The sequence below is a fragment of the Streptomyces sp. NPDC030862 genome, assembly GCF_055571835.1.
The window spans coordinates 139,644-155,314 of sequence record NZ_JBVIEN010000007.1 but is presented as its reverse complement, the minus strand read 5'-3'; the positions used below and the strand labels follow the sequence as shown (position 1 = coordinate 155,314).

Annotated in this window: 11 protein-coding genes; 7 read left to right on the top strand and 4 right to left on the bottom strand. The window is 73.5% G+C overall.

Going from position 1 to position 15,671, the window contains the following annotated elements; genetic code table 11:
- Positions 1–38: 38 nt before the first annotated feature.
- Both ACZ42X_RS20120 and ACZ42X_RS20115 read left to right on the top strand, forming a co-directional pair.
- Positions 39–1,841, top strand: coding sequence for an ABC transporter transmembrane domain-containing protein (locus ACZ42X_RS20120; RefSeq protein WP_468291624.1), 1,803 nt, complete (start codon positions 39–41; stop codon positions 1,839–1,841).
- Entirely contained in the window at positions 1,838–3,619 is a 1,782-nt protein-coding gene (locus tag ACZ42X_RS20115; RefSeq protein WP_468291621.1) for an ABC transporter ATP-binding protein, read from the top strand. The genes ACZ42X_RS20120 and ACZ42X_RS20115 overlap by 4 nt, the downstream gene beginning before the upstream one ends.
- A gap of 42 nt (positions 3,620–3,661) precedes the next feature.
- On the opposite strand, the gene ACZ42X_RS20110 is transcribed toward ACZ42X_RS20115, so the two are convergent.
- Together ACZ42X_RS20110 and ACZ42X_RS20105 are read right to left on the bottom strand one after the other, a co-directional pair.
- Entirely contained in the window at positions 3,662–5,614 is a 1,953-nt protein-coding gene (locus tag ACZ42X_RS20110; RefSeq protein WP_468291618.1) for a flavin monoamine oxidase family protein, read from the bottom strand.
- Between the two features lie 68 nt (positions 5,615–5,682).
- Positions 5,683–6,474: a metal-dependent hydrolase gene (locus ACZ42X_RS20105; protein WP_468291615.1), complete on the bottom strand. Its 792-nt coding sequence runs from the start codon at positions 6,472–6,474 to the stop codon at positions 5,683–5,685.
- Positions 6,475–6,598: 124 nt separating this feature from the next.
- Here ACZ42X_RS20105 and ACZ42X_RS20100 point away from each other — a divergent pair, with 124 nt between their 5' ends.
- The 4 genes from ACZ42X_RS20100 to ACZ42X_RS20085 all read left to right on the top strand — a co-directional run bounded on the left by ACZ42X_RS20100 (position 6,599) and on the right by ACZ42X_RS20085 (position 11,919).
- The gene (locus tag ACZ42X_RS20100; RefSeq protein ID WP_468291612.1) at positions 6,599–9,112 is read left to right on the top strand and encodes a DEAD/DEAH box helicase; all 2,514 of its coding nucleotides are present in this window, start codon (positions 6,599–6,601) and stop codon (positions 9,110–9,112) included.
- An 11-nt stretch (positions 9,113–9,123) separates the two neighbouring features.
- Positions 9,124–9,990 carry an acyl-CoA thioesterase gene (locus ACZ42X_RS20095; RefSeq protein WP_468291609.1) on the top strand — a complete coding sequence of 289 codons (867 nt, stop codon included), beginning with the start codon at positions 9,124–9,126 and terminating at the stop codon, positions 9,988–9,990.
- 264 nt (positions 9,991–10,254) lie between these two features.
- Entirely contained in the window at positions 10,255–11,340 is a 1,086-nt protein-coding gene (locus ACZ42X_RS20090) for a hypothetical protein (RefSeq protein WP_468291606.1), read from the top strand.
- 90 nt (positions 11,341–11,430) lie between these two features.
- The gene (locus ACZ42X_RS20085; RefSeq protein ID WP_468291603.1) at positions 11,431–11,919 is read left to right on the top strand and encodes a glutathione peroxidase; all 489 of its coding nucleotides are present in this window, start codon (positions 11,431–11,433) and stop codon (positions 11,917–11,919) included.
- 6 nt (positions 11,920–11,925) lie between these two features.
- Here ACZ42X_RS20085 and ACZ42X_RS20080 read toward each other — a convergent pair whose 3' ends face one another.
- Complete coding sequence (locus ACZ42X_RS20080) at positions 11,926–12,462, bottom strand: thermonuclease family protein (protein WP_468291600.1); 537 nt, start codon at positions 12,460–12,462, stop codon at positions 11,926–11,928.
- Between the two features lie 156 nt (positions 12,463–12,618).
- Between ACZ42X_RS20080 and ACZ42X_RS20075 the strand changes: the two genes are divergently transcribed.
- Positions 12,619–13,323, top strand: coding sequence for an esterase/lipase family protein (locus ACZ42X_RS20075; protein WP_468291597.1), 705 nt, complete (start codon positions 12,619–12,621; stop codon positions 13,321–13,323).
- 55 nt (positions 13,324–13,378) lie between these two features.
- Here ACZ42X_RS20075 and ACZ42X_RS20070 read toward each other — a convergent pair whose 3' ends face one another.
- Positions 13,379–15,667, bottom strand: coding sequence for an ABC transporter permease (locus tag ACZ42X_RS20070; protein ID WP_468291594.1), 2,289 nt, complete (start codon positions 15,665–15,667; stop codon positions 13,379–13,381).
- Positions 15,668–15,671: the final 4 nt, after the last annotated feature.

The following is a 15,671-nucleotide window of genomic DNA, read 5'->3' as shown; positions in this document are numbered from 1 at the left end:
GGTTTCCCCGCCTCCCGTCGCGAGACCCCTGGGACGTCATGCAGATTCAGCACCTTCCGTACGCCGATCCAGGTGACCCCGACGTGACGTCGGGCACGCGTTTCCTCGTCTGGCTGGGCCGCAACCAGCTGGGCGGCCAGCTCGCGTCCCTGGCCTGGGGCCTGGTGCTCCAGCTCGGCATCGCCGGACTCCCGCTCGGCGTGGGCCTCGCGGTGCAGGCGGTCGTGGACGGGTCCGCGGACCGGCTCGCGCTCGCCGGCGCGCTGCTGGCGCTGCTCGGCGCGGCCATCGCGGTGGGCGACACCATGCAGCACCGCACCGCCGTCACCAACTGGATCACCGCTGCCGCCCGGGTGCAGCAGCTGCTGTCCCGGAAGACCGCCGAGCTCGGCGCGGTGCTGACCCGGCGCGTCGCCGCCGGCGAGGTCGTCGCCGTGTCCACCAGCGACGTCGAGAAGATCGGCTGGTTCGTGGAGGTGCTGTCGCGGTTCGGCGCGTCGGCGCTCACGCTGGTCGCGGTCTGCGTCGGCCTGGTGTTCTACGCGCCCGCGCTCGGCGTCGTCGTGGCCATCGGCATCCCGCTGCTGGCGCTCGCGCCGCTGCCGCTGCTGCCGCGCGCCACCCGGCGGGCGGACGTCCAGCGTGAGAAGGCCGGCCGCGCCACCGAACTGGCGTCGGACACGGTCGCGGGCCTCCGCGTCCTGCGCGGCATCGGCGGCGAGGAACTGTTCCTCGGCCGCTACCGCGAGGCGTCCCAGGAGGTCCGGAAGGCGGCGGTGCGCAGCGCCCGCATGTGGGCGCTGATCGCGGCGGTCCAGGTGCTGCTGCCGGGACTGCTGCTGATCGGCGTGGTGCTGTACGGCGCGCGGCTGGCCCTCGACGGGCGGATCTCGGTCGGTGAACTGGTCACCGTCTACGCCGCGGTGACCCTCACCCACTACCCGCTGCGGACGGTGGAGGAGATCGCGATGGCGTTCGCCTTCTCGCGGCCCTCCGCGAAACGCGCGGCGCGCGTGCTGTCCCTGACGCGTACGACGACGGTCACCGGCGCCCACGGCGCCGGGCCCTCGCCGGGCGGCGACCTCTACGACCCGGTGACCGGGCTGCGCGCGCCCGAGGGGCTGTTCACCGCCGTGGTGTGCGGCGATCCGGACGCCGCCGGGCGGCTGGCCGACCGGCTCGGGGGGCATCCGGCCGAGGAGACCGACGGCCATGCCTCGGTGCTGCTCGGCGGGGTCCCGCTGGACGAGCTGCCGCTCGACCGGGCGCGCGCCCTCGTCCTCGTCCAGGACAAGGACCCGGTGCTGCTCTCCGGCACGCTGCGGGAGCTGCTGGATGTGCCGTCGTCGGGTGCGGTGAGCGCCGGGGAGGCGCTGGCGGCGGCGGAGTGCGGTGATGTGCTGGACGCGCTCGCGCAGGCGTCGGTGGGCGCGGACGGCGATCCGATGCGGACGCGGATCACCGAGCGCGGCCGGTCGCTCTCCGGTGGGCAGCGCCAGCGGCTGGCGCTGGCCCGTTCGCTGGTCACCGACCCCGACGTGCTGGTGCTGGACGAGCCGACGTCGGCGGTGGACTCGCACACCGAGGCGCGGGTCGCGGCGGGGGTCGCGCGGCTGCGCGCCGGGCGTACGACGGTGGTGCTGGCGTCGTCCCCGCTGCTGCTGGACCGGGCGGACCGGGTGGTGCTGGTCCACGAGGGCGCGGCGGTGGCGGTGGGCACGCACCGCGAACTGCTGCGCACGGAGCCCCGGTACCGCGCGGTCGTCACCCGCGAGACCGACGACGTACCGCCCGTGGCCGCGCCCGGACACGCGCTGGTGGATGTGGAGGAGAAGGCATGATCGGCATGGCGCCGCCGGCGTACGACCCGGCGGCTCCCGAGACCGCGACGACACTGCCGGTGGGCGGTGCCGCGACGGTCCGCGCGTACGTGGCGGAGCTGCTGCGCCGCCACCGGACGGCGTTCGCGGTGCTCGTCGCCGTCAACGCGGTCGCGGTCATCGCCTCGATGGCCGGCCCGTACCTGCTCGGTTCGCTGGTGGAGCGGCTCGCCGCCGGTACGCGCGAGCTCCATCTGCCGGTCACCGTCGCGGTGTTCGTGGTCGCGCTGGTGGTGCAGACGGTGTTCGTGCGGCTGGTGCGGCTGCGCGGGGCGATGCTGGGCGAGGAGATGCTGGCCGACCTGCGCGAGGACTTCCTCGTACGGTCGGTGGGGCTGCCGCCCGGCGTGCTGGAGCGGGCGGGGACCGGCGACCTGCTGTCCCGGATCACCACCGACATCGACCGGCTCGCCAACGCCATGCGCGAGGCGGTACCGCAGCTCGCCATCGGCGTGGTGTGGGCGGGGCTGCTGATCGGCGGGCTCGCGGTGACGGCCCCGCCGCTGGCGCTCGCGATCCTGGTGGCGGCGCCGCTGCTGATCGCGGGCTGCCGCTGGTACTTCCGGCGGGCGCCGTCGGCGTACCGCTCGGAGGCGGCGGGGTACGCGGCGGTCGCCGGGGTGCTCGCCGAGACGGTCGACGCGGGCCGCACGGTCGAGGCGCACCGGCTGGGCGCGCGGCGGATCGCGCTGTCCGACCGGCGCATCCGGGAGTGGACGGCGTGGGAGCGGTACACGCTCTTCCTGCGGTCGGTGATCTTCCCGGTGATCAGCGTCACGCACACCACGATCCTCGCCTCGGTGCTGCTGATCGGCGGGTTCTTCGTGCTGCGCGGCTGGCTGGACGTGGGCCAGCTGACGACGGGCGCGCTGCTGGCGCAGATGCTGGTGGAGCCGGTCGGGATCATCCTGCGCTGGTACGACGAGCTCCAGGTCGCGCAGGTGTCGCTGGCCCGGCTGGTGGGCGTGCGCGAGGTCGAGCCGCACGCCGGGGACCCGGCCGTACGGCCCGACGGGCGCGCGGTGCGGGCGGACGACGTGCGCTTCGGGTACCGGGACGGCGTGGACGTGCTGCACCGGGTGTCGATGGACGTCGCACCGGGCACGCGCCTCGCCCTGGTCGGCCCGTCGGGCGCGGGCAAGTCCACGCTGGGCCGGCTGCTCGCCGGGATCTACGCCCCGCGCGCCGGGCGCGTCACCCTGGGCGCGGCGGAGCTGGCGCGGATGCCCGCCGAGCGGGTCCGCGAGCACGTGGCGCTGGTCAACCAGGAACACCACGTCTTCGTCGGCACGCTCCGGGACAACCTGCGGCTCGCGCGGACGGAGGCGCGGGACGCGGAGCTGTGGGCGGCGCTGGCGGCGGTCGACGCGGACGCGTGGGCGCGGGCCCTGGCGGACGGCCTGGACACCGAGGTCGGCTCCGGCGGGCTGGCCCTGACCCCGGCGCAGGCCCAGCAGATCGCGCTGGCCCGCCTGGTGCTGGCCGACCCGCACACCCTGGTGCTGGACGAGGCGACGTCGCTGCTGGACCCGCGCGCGGCCCGGCACCTGGAGCGGTCGCTGGCGCGGGTGCTGGACGGGCGGACGGTGGTGGCCATCGCGCACCGGCTGCACACGGCGCACGACGCGGACGTGATCGCGGTCGTCGAGGACGGCCGGATCAGCGAGTTCGGCAGCCATGACGAGCTGGTCGCGGCGGACGGGGCGTACGCGGCGCTGTGGCGCTCCTGGCACGGCTGACACGGCCGATGTGGGGCCCGGTCCGGGACCGGGCCCCGGGCGTCAGCGGGCGCCGTGGACCTCCAGGGCCGCGCGGACGGCCGACTCCAGGGCGCCTTCGATCCAGGCGGGCTTGACCGAGGTGTGGCAGCCGGCGAAGTGCAGCGGGCCCTCCTGGGTGCGCATGTCCAGCAGGATCTCGGTGTGCTGGCCGGGCAGCAGGACGGACGCCTCACCGTAGGCGTACGGGTCGCGCTGCCAGCTCTGGGTGCGGCCGACGCCGGTGAAGAAGACCTCCAGCCGCTGTCCGTACACCTCCTGCATGCCGCGCAGGGCGAGCGCGTAGCGGGCCTCGTCGTCGTAGGCGTCCCAGCGCCTGGCGTCGTCCGCCCAGCTGTAGGAGGCGAGGACGACCCCGCCGGCGCTGCCGGGGACGGGGTGGGAGGGGTTGAACATGAAGCGGTTCGGGTTGTCGGTCACCGACCCGCCGCCGATGACCCCGGCCGCCTCGGGCTGGTCGCGGGAGACCCAGGCGTTCGCCGCGTAGTGCGTGCGCTGGTCCTCGGAGAGGTGGCCGCGGGGGACGGAGGGGTGCGCGCCGAGCAGCCGCCCGTCCTGCGCCACCTGCCCCTTGCGGTACCGGTCGTACAGCCCGGGCTCCATGGCGTCCAGTTCGCGGCGCCAGTCGCCCTCGTCGAACTCCCACCAGCGGCGGCTGAATTCGAGGAGCACCTTGGTGGCGCTGTCGTAGTGCACCTCGGTGACGGCACGGCGCTTGGCGTACGACAGCGGGGGCGAGACCTGGACGTGCCGGAAGCCCGAGAAGGGGATGGTGACGATCGCCGCGTCCCCGGTGAACCGCTCGTGGACCACCGTGCCGCCCCGGCCCTCGGAGACCGTGTCGACGGCCACGCGCTCCCCCTCGTCCCGGGTCTCGATCCGGGTGACGCGGCGGTCGAAGCGGACGTCGTCGCGGACCTGCTCCAGGAGCGCGTCGGCGAGGACGGCGGTGCCGCCGTTCAGCTCGTAGAAGGCGGTGCCGGGGCTGATCAGCGCCTGGCTGATGAAGCTGTGCAGGAAGGAGAGCGGCAGCCTGGAGGTCATGTTCTCCAGGGTTCCGATGAGGTCGATGGTGCGGGTGTCGAGCCCCGCGTACTCGGTCAGGAACCGGTACATCGACCAGTCGCCGAACCGCTGGACGACCCGGGCCCAGCCGTCGAGCAGCTCCGGCATCGGCTTGTCGGCCCGGGTGCCGTCGGGGCGCAGCGTGCTGTACTCGTCGCGCACGGGGTCGAGGGCACGGCGCACGATGACGGCCGCCGGGACGTCCTCGTACTTCTTCGGTACGCCGAAGGAGCGGTTGATCGCCTGGGGGTCCTTGGCGTAGTCGGCGCGGCGGGCCCTGATGCCGTTGACGCTGATCCAGGTGCGGTAGCGGGGTGTGCCGCCCGGGTCGGTGTCGACGTAGCGGAAGGGCCGCCGCTCGATGCCGAGCCGGTCGATCAGTCCGATGACGAGCGGGTGGCTGCCGGGGATGCGCATGGCGCCGGCCTCGGCGTACTGCTTCGGATCGGCGAAGGCCTGGGCGGCGTGCTCGTGGCCGCCGGTGCGGAAGGTCTTGATGCGGCCGCCGGCGCGGTTGCCGTTGGCCTCGATGACGGTGACGTGGTGGCCCGCGCGCTTGAGCAGGTGGGCCGCGACCATGCCGGCCGGTCCGGCGCCGAGGACCAGCACCTTCTTGCGGCCCGAGGCGCCCTTGGGCAGTCCGCCACCGAGCAGGATCTTCTCGTACCGCGGGACCAGGGGCTTGTCGTCCTCGTCGAGTACGAGGAGGGCGCGGGCGACGGCGAGGCAGGTCTGCCGGTCTGCGGTGGAGCGGGGCGCGGCGGCCGCCGGCGCCTGGACGGCCGGGGTGACCGGTGCGGCCGCGGCGGGTGACGCGGGGAGCAGGGAGGCGGCGGCGGCCGTGGAGGCGGCGGCGGTCAGCTGACGGCGTGTCAGGTGTGGGGAATCCATGATCAGAAGAAAGCGGATCTTGAGACTCCGCGACGGGGCTTCGCACCCGGTTCACCCGAACGGGATGATCAGATGAAGTTCAGCGCCGACGCGCCGCCCACCCCGCCCAGCAGCATGAACACCGGCATCAGCACCTTGAGCTCCACCCAGCTGCCCGCGCGGAACCGCATCCCCTTCGGCGGCCCCAGCGCGTACCAGCGCTTGCCCTTGATGGGGATCGGCCACAGGATCGGGCAGCCGGAGATGGTCAGGGCGTCGCCGATGTCGTGGACGAGGGCGCCGAGCACGATGGGCAGGCCCAGCCACAGGTAGTCCATGCCAGGCTCCGTGAAGAGCCAGTCCGAGCCGTTGCCGGGCTTGTCCAGGATGCCCGCGAGGATCCACGCGCTGGTGGCGCCCAGCAGCCACACCAGGACGTCGCTGGACATGCGGGCGGCCCGCCACAGCAGGCCCTCGACGGCGAGCACCAGGTGGACGAAGAGGATGGCGAGCACCGCCCAGCGGTCGCAGGTGACGGCCAGCGCGGACGCGCCCGCGCCGCACAGGACGGCCCACACCCAGGTGTGCGTGAGGGTGCGGTGGCCGCCGCTCCTGCGGGCGTCGGCCCGCGTCTTGGTGGCCTTGTAGACCGCGTACGACAGCTTGTCGACGATCTCGCAGAGCCCGCGCGAGATCGGGCCGAAGGCGCGCGAGATGGTCGCCGACTTGTGGTCGAGGTCGGGCGCGAGGGCCGCTCCGGCGCAGATCAGGGCGCCGACGACGAGCACCGGCCAGGGCATCGGATGCCCGGCCGCGGCGGTCGCGGCCCCCACCCCCAGCCACGCGGCCGCGCCGGAGAGTGAGTGTGCCGGTCCCATCATGTGCGTGTCCCCGCCCCGTTTGGTTCTGTCGTGCGCCCCCGTCGACGGGACAGGGTATCGCTCTGTGATCTTCGTACCGGTGGCCGGTTCCCACTCCGGGGGGTCCGCCAGGCAAGATGGGGGCGTGACCCTTATCGATCAGCTGCCGCCCGACGCCGACCCCGATGCCCTCTTCGAGGCCTTCTCGTCATGGGCCGAGGGCCAGGGCATCACGCTCTACCCGGCCCAGGAGGAGGCGCTGATCGAGGTGGTCTCCGGGGCGAACGTGATCCTCTCCACCCCCACCGGCTCCGGAAAGAGCCTGGTCGCGGCGGCTGCGCACTTCACCGCGCTCGCGAACGACCAGGTGACCTTCTACACCGCGCCGATCAAGGCCCTGGTGTCGGAGAAGTTCTTCGACCTCTGCAAGCTCTTCGGCACCGAGAACGTCGGCATGCTCACCGGCGACGCGTCCGTGAACGCCGACGCGCCCGTGATCTGCTGCACGGCCGAGGTGCTGGCGTCGATCGCGCTGCGCGACGGCAAGGACGCCGACATCGGCCAGGTCGTGATGGACGAGTTCCACTTCTACGCCGAGCCGGACCGGGGCTGGGCGTGGCAGATCCCGCTCCTGGAACTGCCGCAGGCCCAGTTCGTCCTGATGTCGGCCACCCTCGGCGACGTCTCGATGTTCGAGCAGGACCTGACCCGCCGCACCGGCCGCCCGACCTCGGTGGTCCGCTCGGCGACGCGGCCGGTGCCGCTGTCGTACGAGTACCGGATCACGCCCATCACCGAGACGCTGACCGAGCTGCTGGAGACCAAGCAGGCGCCGGTCTACATCGTGCACTTCACGCAGGCGCAGGCCGTCGAGCGGGCGCAGTCGCTGATGAGCATCAACATGTGCTCGCGCGAGGAGAAGGACAAGATCGCCGAGCTGATCGGCAACTTCCGCTTCACCACCAAGTTCGGCAAGAACCTCTCGCGGTACGTCCGGCACGGCATCGGTGTGCACCACGCGGGCATGCTGCCGAAGTACCGGCGCCTGGTGGAGAAGCTGGCGCAGGCGGGGCTGCTGAAGGTGATCTGCGGTACGGACACCCTCGGCGTCGGCGTCAACGTGCCGATCCGCACCGTGCTGTTCACGGCGCTCACCAAGTACGACGGCAGCCGCGTGCGCACGCTGCGCGCCCGTGAGTTCCACCAGATCGCGGGCCGGGCGGGGCGCGCGGGCTTCGACACGGCCGGGTTCGTGGTCGCGCAGGCGCCCGAGCACGTCATCGAGAACGAGAAGGCGCTCGCGAAGGCGGGCGACGACCCGAAGAAGCGCCGCAAGGTGGTGCGCAAGAAGGCACCGGAGGGCTTCGTCGGCTGGACCGAGAACACCTTCGAGAAGCTGATCGCCTCCGAGCCGGAGCCGCTGACCTCCCGCTTCCGGGTGACGCACACCATGCTGCTGTCGGTGATCGCCCGCCCCGGCGACGCCTTCCAGGCGATGCGCCGCCTGCTGGAGGACAACCACGAGCCGCGCAGGAACCAGCTGCGGCACATCCGCCGCGCCATCGCGATCTACCGCTCGCTCCTGGACGGCGGGGTCGTCGAGCAGCTCGACAAGCCGGACGCCGAGGGCCGCACGATCCGGCTCACCGTCGACCTCCAGCAGGACTTCGCGCTCAACCAGCCGCTGTCCACCTTCGCGCTGGCGGCGTTCGAGCTGCTGGACCCGGAGTCCCCGTCGTACGCCCTCGACATGGTGTCGGTGGTCGAGTCGACGCTGGACGACCCGCGCCAGATCCTCGCCGCCCAGCAGAACAAGGCGCGCGGCGAGGCGGTCGGCGCGATGAAGGCGGACGGCGTCGAGTACGAGGAGCGGATGGAGCGGCTCCAGGACATCTCGTACCCGAAGCCGCTCGAAGAGTTGCTGTGGCACGCGTACAACACGTACAAGAAGTCCCACCCGTGGGTCGGCGACCACCCCGTCTCGCCGAAGTCCGTCATCCGGGACATGTACGAGCGGGCGCTGTCCTTCACCGAGTTCACGTCCGTCTACGAGCTGGCGCGCACCGAGGGCATCGTGCTGCGCTACCTGGCGTCCGCGTACAAGGCGCTGGACCACACCATCCCGGACGACCTGAAGACGGAGGACCTGGAGGACCTGATCGCCTGGCTGGGCGAGATGGTGCGGCAGGTGGACTCCTCGCTGCTGGACGAGTGGGAGCAGCTGGCCAACCCGGAGGTGGAGACCGCCGAGGAGGCCCAGGAGAAGGCCGACCAGGTCAAGCCGGTCACGGCCAACTCCCGCGCCTTCCGGGTGCTTGTGCGCAACGCGCTGTTCCGCCGCGTGGAGCTGGCGGCGCTGGACCGCTTCTACGAACTCGGCGAGCTGGACGCCGAGTCCGGCTGGGACGCGGAGGCCTGGGAGGAGGCCATGGACGCGTACTGGGAGGAGTACGACGAGCTCGGCACCGGCCCCGACGCGCGCGGCCCCAAGCTGCTCTCGATCGAGGAGGACCCGGCGCACGGCCTGTGGCGCGTCCGGCAGACCTTCGCGGACCCCAAGGGCGACCATGACTGGGGCATCAGCGCGGAGGTGGACCTGGCGGCCTCGGACGAGGAGGGCCGCGCGGTCGTCCGCGTCACCGACGTCGGCCAGCTGTAGGAGGACCCCGTATGACCAACCCCGCCGAGCGACTCGTCGACCTGCTCGACCTGGAGCAGATCGAGGTGAACATCTTCCGTGGCGCGAGCCCGCAGGAGTCCCTGCAGCGGGTCTTCGGCGGCCAGGTCGCCGGCCAGGCCCTGGTCGCGGCCGGCCGCACCACGGAGGGCGACCGGCCGGTGCACTCGCTGCACGCGTACTTCCTGCGGCCGGGCATCCCGGGCCTGCCGATCGTGTACCAGGTCGAACGGGTCCGGGACGGGCGGTCGTTCACCACCCGCCGGGTCACCGCGATCCAGCGCGGTAAGACGATCTTCAATCTGACGGCCTCCTTCCACCAGCCGGAGGAGGCGGGCTTCGAGCACCAGCTGCCGCCGCGCCTGGACTTCCCGCCGCCGGAGTCCCTGCCGTCGGTCGCCGACGAGATCCGCGAGCACCTGGGGGCGCTGCCGGAGGCGTTGGAGAGAATGGCGCGGCGCCAGCCCTTCGACATCCGGTACGTGGACCGGCTGCGCTGGACGCAGGAGGAGGTCAAGGAGGCGGACCCGCGCAGCGCGGTGTGGATGCGCGCGGTGGGCCCGCTGGGCGACGACCCGCTGGTGCACACGTGCGCGCTGACGTACGCCTCCGACATGACCCTGCTCGACGCGGTGCGCATCCCCGTCGAGCCGCTGTGGGGGCCGCGCGGCTTCGACATGGCGTCGCTGGACCACGCGATGTGGTTCCACCGGCCGTTCCGCACGGACGAGTGGTTCCTGTACGACCAGGAGTCCCCGATCGCGACGGGCGGCCGGGGCCTGGCGCGCGGGCGGATCTACGACCGCGAGGGGCGGCTGCTGGTGTCGGTGGTGCAGGAAGGGCTGTTCAGGCGGCACTGAGCGCTGCGGCCCCCGTCGGCGCGGACGTTCGATGACGACGGCTTGGTGAACGACGGCTGCGTGAACGACGGCTTCGCGAGCGGCGGGTTCGGAGCGGCGGGCCTTCTGGAACGGCAGGTGTTCGAGGGCCGACACGACGCGTGATGCGCGGGCGAAACGATCACATGCGGCAGTATCGGGGCCATGGACGCAGTGGGCCGAGCCGAGCGCTCCCTCGGCCGGCCCCGGGTCCTTCCCCCCTCCCCGCTCTGGATCGTGCAGGTCATGCCGCGCAGACTCCGTGTCCTCCTCCTCGCGCTTTTCGCCTCTCTCGTGCCTCTCGCGCTCCTCGCGCTGCCGGCGTCCGCCGTCCCGGCACAGGCCGCCCAGCAACTCCCCGGCGGCAAGGCGAACTTCGTCGTCGCCGTCGGCCACATGACCGCGGGCTCCCGTGCCAACCGGGTGCGGCTGGGCACCTACTCCTTCGACACCGCCGACGGCACGGTCGCCGCCCGCATGCACCGGTGGGAACACACCGAGCCGCGCGCCCGGGCCGGCACCGGGACCGTGCCGGACGAATCGTGCTCCACCACCTCCCTCTCCACCACCGCCACGCTGGTCCGCACCTGTGAGATCCAGACGGCGGGCGGCTTCGCCGCCGATCCCACCGACCTCGGCTCGGGCCGGTACCAGCTGGAGACGGAGACGGTCGAGGGCCGGCCGACGTCCGTCCTGTGGATCTTCTGGGACACCACCCCGCCCAGGACGGAGAAATGGGCGGTGGAGACCACATCGGCGCTGGCCCGGCTGTCCTTCCTGTACGCCAGCGACGCCACGGCCGGATACGGCTACGGCAGCAACGCGCCGTTGACGACCCGTCAGGCGATGACGGCCGTGCGGGACCACCCGGCGCCGCTCCACCTCCAGTCACTGACGTGGGCCCACGACCGGGTCGACCCCGCGAGCGGCCTGTTCCAGCACCGGTCGTTCCAGACCTGCGTGCGGACGACCTGGTGCCTGACGCTGCTCCAGCCGACGTCCACGCGCGCCTGCCAGGCGACCGGCGGCTGTCCGGACTACGGCGGCGGCACCCCCGCGAACGTCACCTCCATCCAGTACTACCTGCAGTCACTGTCCCCCCAGGACCGGCGGGACACCCTGTGGCACTGGTGCACCTGCCTCGCCCTGGAGCAGGGCCGGGCCTGCTACACGGGCAACTCGCACGTGAAGCCGATACTGCAGATCATCGACGACGCGGGCGCCTTCCGCGGCTGGGTCGGCGTGGAGGCGTCCTTCTACCCGTTCGCCGACGCCGACCCGCGCTCCCACGACATGCTCGGCGTCTTCCGCCTCGCCGACTGGACGACGTGACCGGGGCGAGCAGGCCGGAGCGGGGCGGCGCCGGGCGGCCTGCTTTCATGGAGTCCGAGTCAGTCCGTACCTTTCATGCGAGGAGTCCCCATGTCCCTGTACGACATCCCGCTGCGCACCCTGTCCGGCGAGCCGACGAGCCTCGCCGAGTACAAGGACCAGGCGGTGCTGATCGTCAACGTCGCGTCCAAGTGCGGTCTGACGCCGCAGTACGAGGGGCTGGAGCGGCTGCAGCAGCGGTACGCCGGCCGGGGGTTCACGGTGCTGGGCGTGCCGTGCAACCAGTTCGCGGGCCAGGAGCCGGGCACGGCGGAGGAGATCGCGACCTTCTGCTCGGCGACGTACGGGGTGACGTTCCCGCTGCTGGAGAAGTCGGACGTCAACGGGGACGGGCGGCACCCGCTGTACGTCCAGCTGACGAAGGCGGCGGACGCGGACGGCGCGGCGGGCGACGTGCAGTGGAACTTCGAGAAGTTCCTCGTCGCGCCGGGCGGTGAGGTCAGCCGTTACCGTCCGCGCACCGAGCCGGAGGCGCCGGAACTGGTCGCGGCGATCGAGGCGGCGCTGCCGGGAGCCTGACGCGCGTCAGCGGGCCGGGGCCGGGCAGGCGGACCACAGGCCGGCACCGGCCTGGCGGGCGGCTTGTTCGGCCCTCGTCATCGTGGTCCAGTACTTGTCGTTGGGTTCGAACAACACCTTGGTGGCGTGGCCGCTGCGGACGAGGGACTCGTTGACGAAGACGTCCTTCTCGTTCCACACGTAGAGCAGGTACCGGTCGAAGCGGTCCTTGAGCTCGATGTCGCGTTCCGTGCGCAGTCTGCTGCCGATGGGGAGCAGTTCGGCGGTGCGCGCCGTGGCCTGGCGGCTGTAGCACTCGCCGCGCTCGGGGGTGTCGATCTCCAGCAGGCGTACGCGCGCGACCTCGCCGTCGGGGATGACGCGGCCGTCACCGCGTACCTCGACGGTGTCGCCGTCGATGACGCGCAGGACGACCGGTCCGCGCTGCCTGGGGTCGGGGTTGCCGGGCTGCGCCGCGGTGGGGGCCGCGGTGGCGAGGCCCAGGACGGATGCGGCCGCGGCCAGGACGGCGGTGGTCCGGCTGCGGGGCGAGGAGCGGTGCATGACGCCCCCTCTCAGCGGGGTTTCCGTCCTCCCAGTACAGCACCGTGGCGGAGGCCGGGCGACCTCGACGTTTTCGCGCAACACCATTGACTTCTCCGGTGTACCCACCAGTAACCTCCTCTCGCGCCCCCCACGCGGCCCTCTTCGAGGTAGGTCATGAAGAAGCACCTGCTTTCCGTCGCCGTCGCGGGCACTCTGCTCGGCCTGGGAACCGCCGTCCCGGCCGACGCCTCCGCCACTGCCTCCGCCTCCTCCGCCACCGCCACCGCCACCGCCACCCGGCATCCCGTGCTGTTCGTGCACGGGTACAACTCGTCCGGCTCGTACTGGAACACCATGGCGGACCGCTTCCGCGCGGACGGCTGGCCGTCCACGCACCTGCGGCAGTGGAGCTACGACTGGCGCCAGTCCAATGCCACCACCGCGCAGGAGGTCTCGGCCCAGGTCGACCGGCTGCTCGCGGAGACCGGCGCGACCCGGGTCGACGTCGTCACCCACTCCATGGGCGGGCTGTCCAGCCGCCACTACGCCAAGGAGCTCGGCGGCAGCGGGAAGACCGACGCCTGGGTGTCCCTCGGCGGCCCCAACCACGGCACCGACGCCGCCGAGTCCTGCTACGACACCTCGTGTACGGAGATGCGCATCGGCTCCGCCTTCCTCACCGCGCTCAACTCCGGCGACGAGACCCCCGAGGGGGTTCGCCATGCCACGTGGTGGTCGCCGTGTGACGGCTTCATCAACCCGGACAGCACCGTCGCCCTGAGCGGCGCGGCCAACACCCGGACGGCCTGCCTCGGGCACAGCGCCCTGGGCACCGACCCGGTGGTGTACGCGCAGGTCCGGGACTTCGTGCACCGCTGACGGCACCGCCCGGGGCCCGTCCGCCGCTTGCGCTGCCGCGCTCAGGCCGTCGCGCTCATGCCGCCGCGCTGAGGGTGTCCGCGAGGCGGTGGCGGGCGGCGCGGGTCGCCGGGAGGGCGGTGAGGGCGATCGCGCCGAGCACGGCGGCCGCGGCGAGGGCCGCGAGGTGCGGCGGGGCCGGGGCGTGGGCGATGCCCGCGCCGATGCCGGTGGCGTGCGCCTCGTGGTCGATGAGCCAGTGCGCGAAGGGCACGCCGAGGGCGGTCGCGAGGAGTGCGGCGGCCAGGGCCGTACAGCCGATGGCCGTCACGGTGACGGCCGCGATCTGGCGCGGGGACAGACCGATGGCCTTGAGGGCCAGCAGGTCGCGTTCGCCGTCGCGCAGGCTGCCGCCGATCGCGGTGGACAGTTCGGTGAGGCCGATCAGGGCGAGCACGGCGATCAGACCGACGACGACGCCGCGCAGTGCCGAGAGGCGGTCGGCGGGGGTGGTGACCTCGTGGACGTCGAGCCGGCCTCCGGAGGCGGCGGCGAGTTCGGCGCGGACCGCGCGCGGGTCGGCGCCGGGGGCCAGCTGGAGCTGGTAGAGCGTGGGGCGCAGGGCTGGGTCGTTCTCGCGGAGGGTGTCGAGCGAGGTGGAGATGACCCTGCCGCCGTTCTCCGGCTCGATGCTGCGGCCCACCAGGTGCAGCACCTGCGGGTGGCCGCCGACCGTGACGCGGACCCAGTCGCCGACGCGTACGCCGAGGTGGTCGAGGAGCCCCTGCCCGGCCACCGCCTCGTCGGGGCCGTGCGCCGGGCGGCCCTCGGCGACGGTGTACGGGTAGGGCGCGGCGCGGGTGCCGAGGCCGCGCAGGGCGATGGTGCCGGTCTGGCCGGGCACGAGGGCGGCGACCTCCAGGCCCGGGTGCGCGGCCCGGACGGCGGGGTGCTCCGCGAGGAGCGCGGCCGCCTCGCGGTCGGTGAGACCCGCATCGGGGCGGGCGGTCAGCGCGGCGGCGAGGCCCAGCTGTTCGGGGCGGCTGTCGAAGCGCTCGATGGTCGTCCAGGCGCCGAGCGCCACGATGATCAGCAGGAGCGGCAGCGCGAGCCGGACGACCGTGGCCGGGGCCCGCCGGCCGCGCCCGAAGGCCTGGTGCCATCCGAGGACGAGCGGGGCCGGCACCCCGGCCCCGAGCGCCGCGCGGCCGGCACGCGAGAGACCGGCCCCGGGGGCCGCGCCCGCGGGCAGCACCGGTACCGGTTCCACGCGCCCCGCGCGCCACGCGGCGAGGCAGGTCGCCGCGCCGATGAAGAGCACCGCCGCGACGGGCACCGCGAGCAGCGCCGCCGTGTGGCCGGGCAGCCCCTGCCAGACCGCGACCGCGTCGCCGAGGCGCCCCGGCAGGCGGGCGCCGAGCGCCTGGATGAGCACGGTGGCGAGGACCGCGCCGAGCGCCGCGAAGGCGAGGTGCTGGACCAGGAAGACGCGTACGACCTGGCCCGGGGTGAAGCCGATGGCCTTGAGGATGGAGACGTCCCGCAGATGGCCGCGCACCCGGGTGCTGATGGCGCCGAACACGGCGAGCGCGGCGGCGATCAGGGCGCCGAGGCCGAAGAGCCCGAGGACCTGGCCGAGCAGCCGGGTGTCGCCCTGCGCCTCGCCGCGGGTCTGCTGCCAGGTGGAGACGTCGGTGACGGCTCCGGCGCCGAGGGTCGTGACGGCGCGCTGCACGGCGTAACCGGTGGCGTCGGGGTCGGCAAGCCGCAGCCCGACGACCTGGCCGCCGGTGCGGTCGGCGGGCACGGCGGACGGCGGCGCCCACACGGTGCCGGGCCGTTCGCCCGGGCGGTAGCGGGGTTCGGCGGTGTCCGCGACGCCGACGACGGTGAGGGGGGAGCCGGAGGGCAGGGTGATCCGGTCGCCCGGTTCGGCCCACAGGGCGCGGGCGAGGGTGGACTCCAGGACGACGCCGTCCGGGACGGCGGGGTCGAGCCAGCGCCCGGAGGCGAGCAGGGGGCGGCCCGTCGCGGGCGGCCGGGCGCCCGCGGCGCGCAGTTCGACGGCGGCCCGGGCGCCGCGCGAGGCGACGGTGGTCGTCGCGGTGCGGTAGGGGCCGGCGGCGGCCTCGACGCCGTCGAGCGAGGCGAGCCGGGCGGCGTCGGCGGCGGGGCCGGTGTGGATCCAGACGTGGGCGCCGCGCGACTGGGCGAAGAGCCGCTGCCAGGGGTTGGTGGCGTAGCCGAAGAGTGCGGTCGCGAGGAGCAGCGAGGCGACGATGCCGGCGGTCGCGGCGATCATGAAGAGCGCCTCGCCCCGGTGGGTGCGGAGGTCGGCGTGCGCCCAGCGCAGCATGGCCCGCACGCCG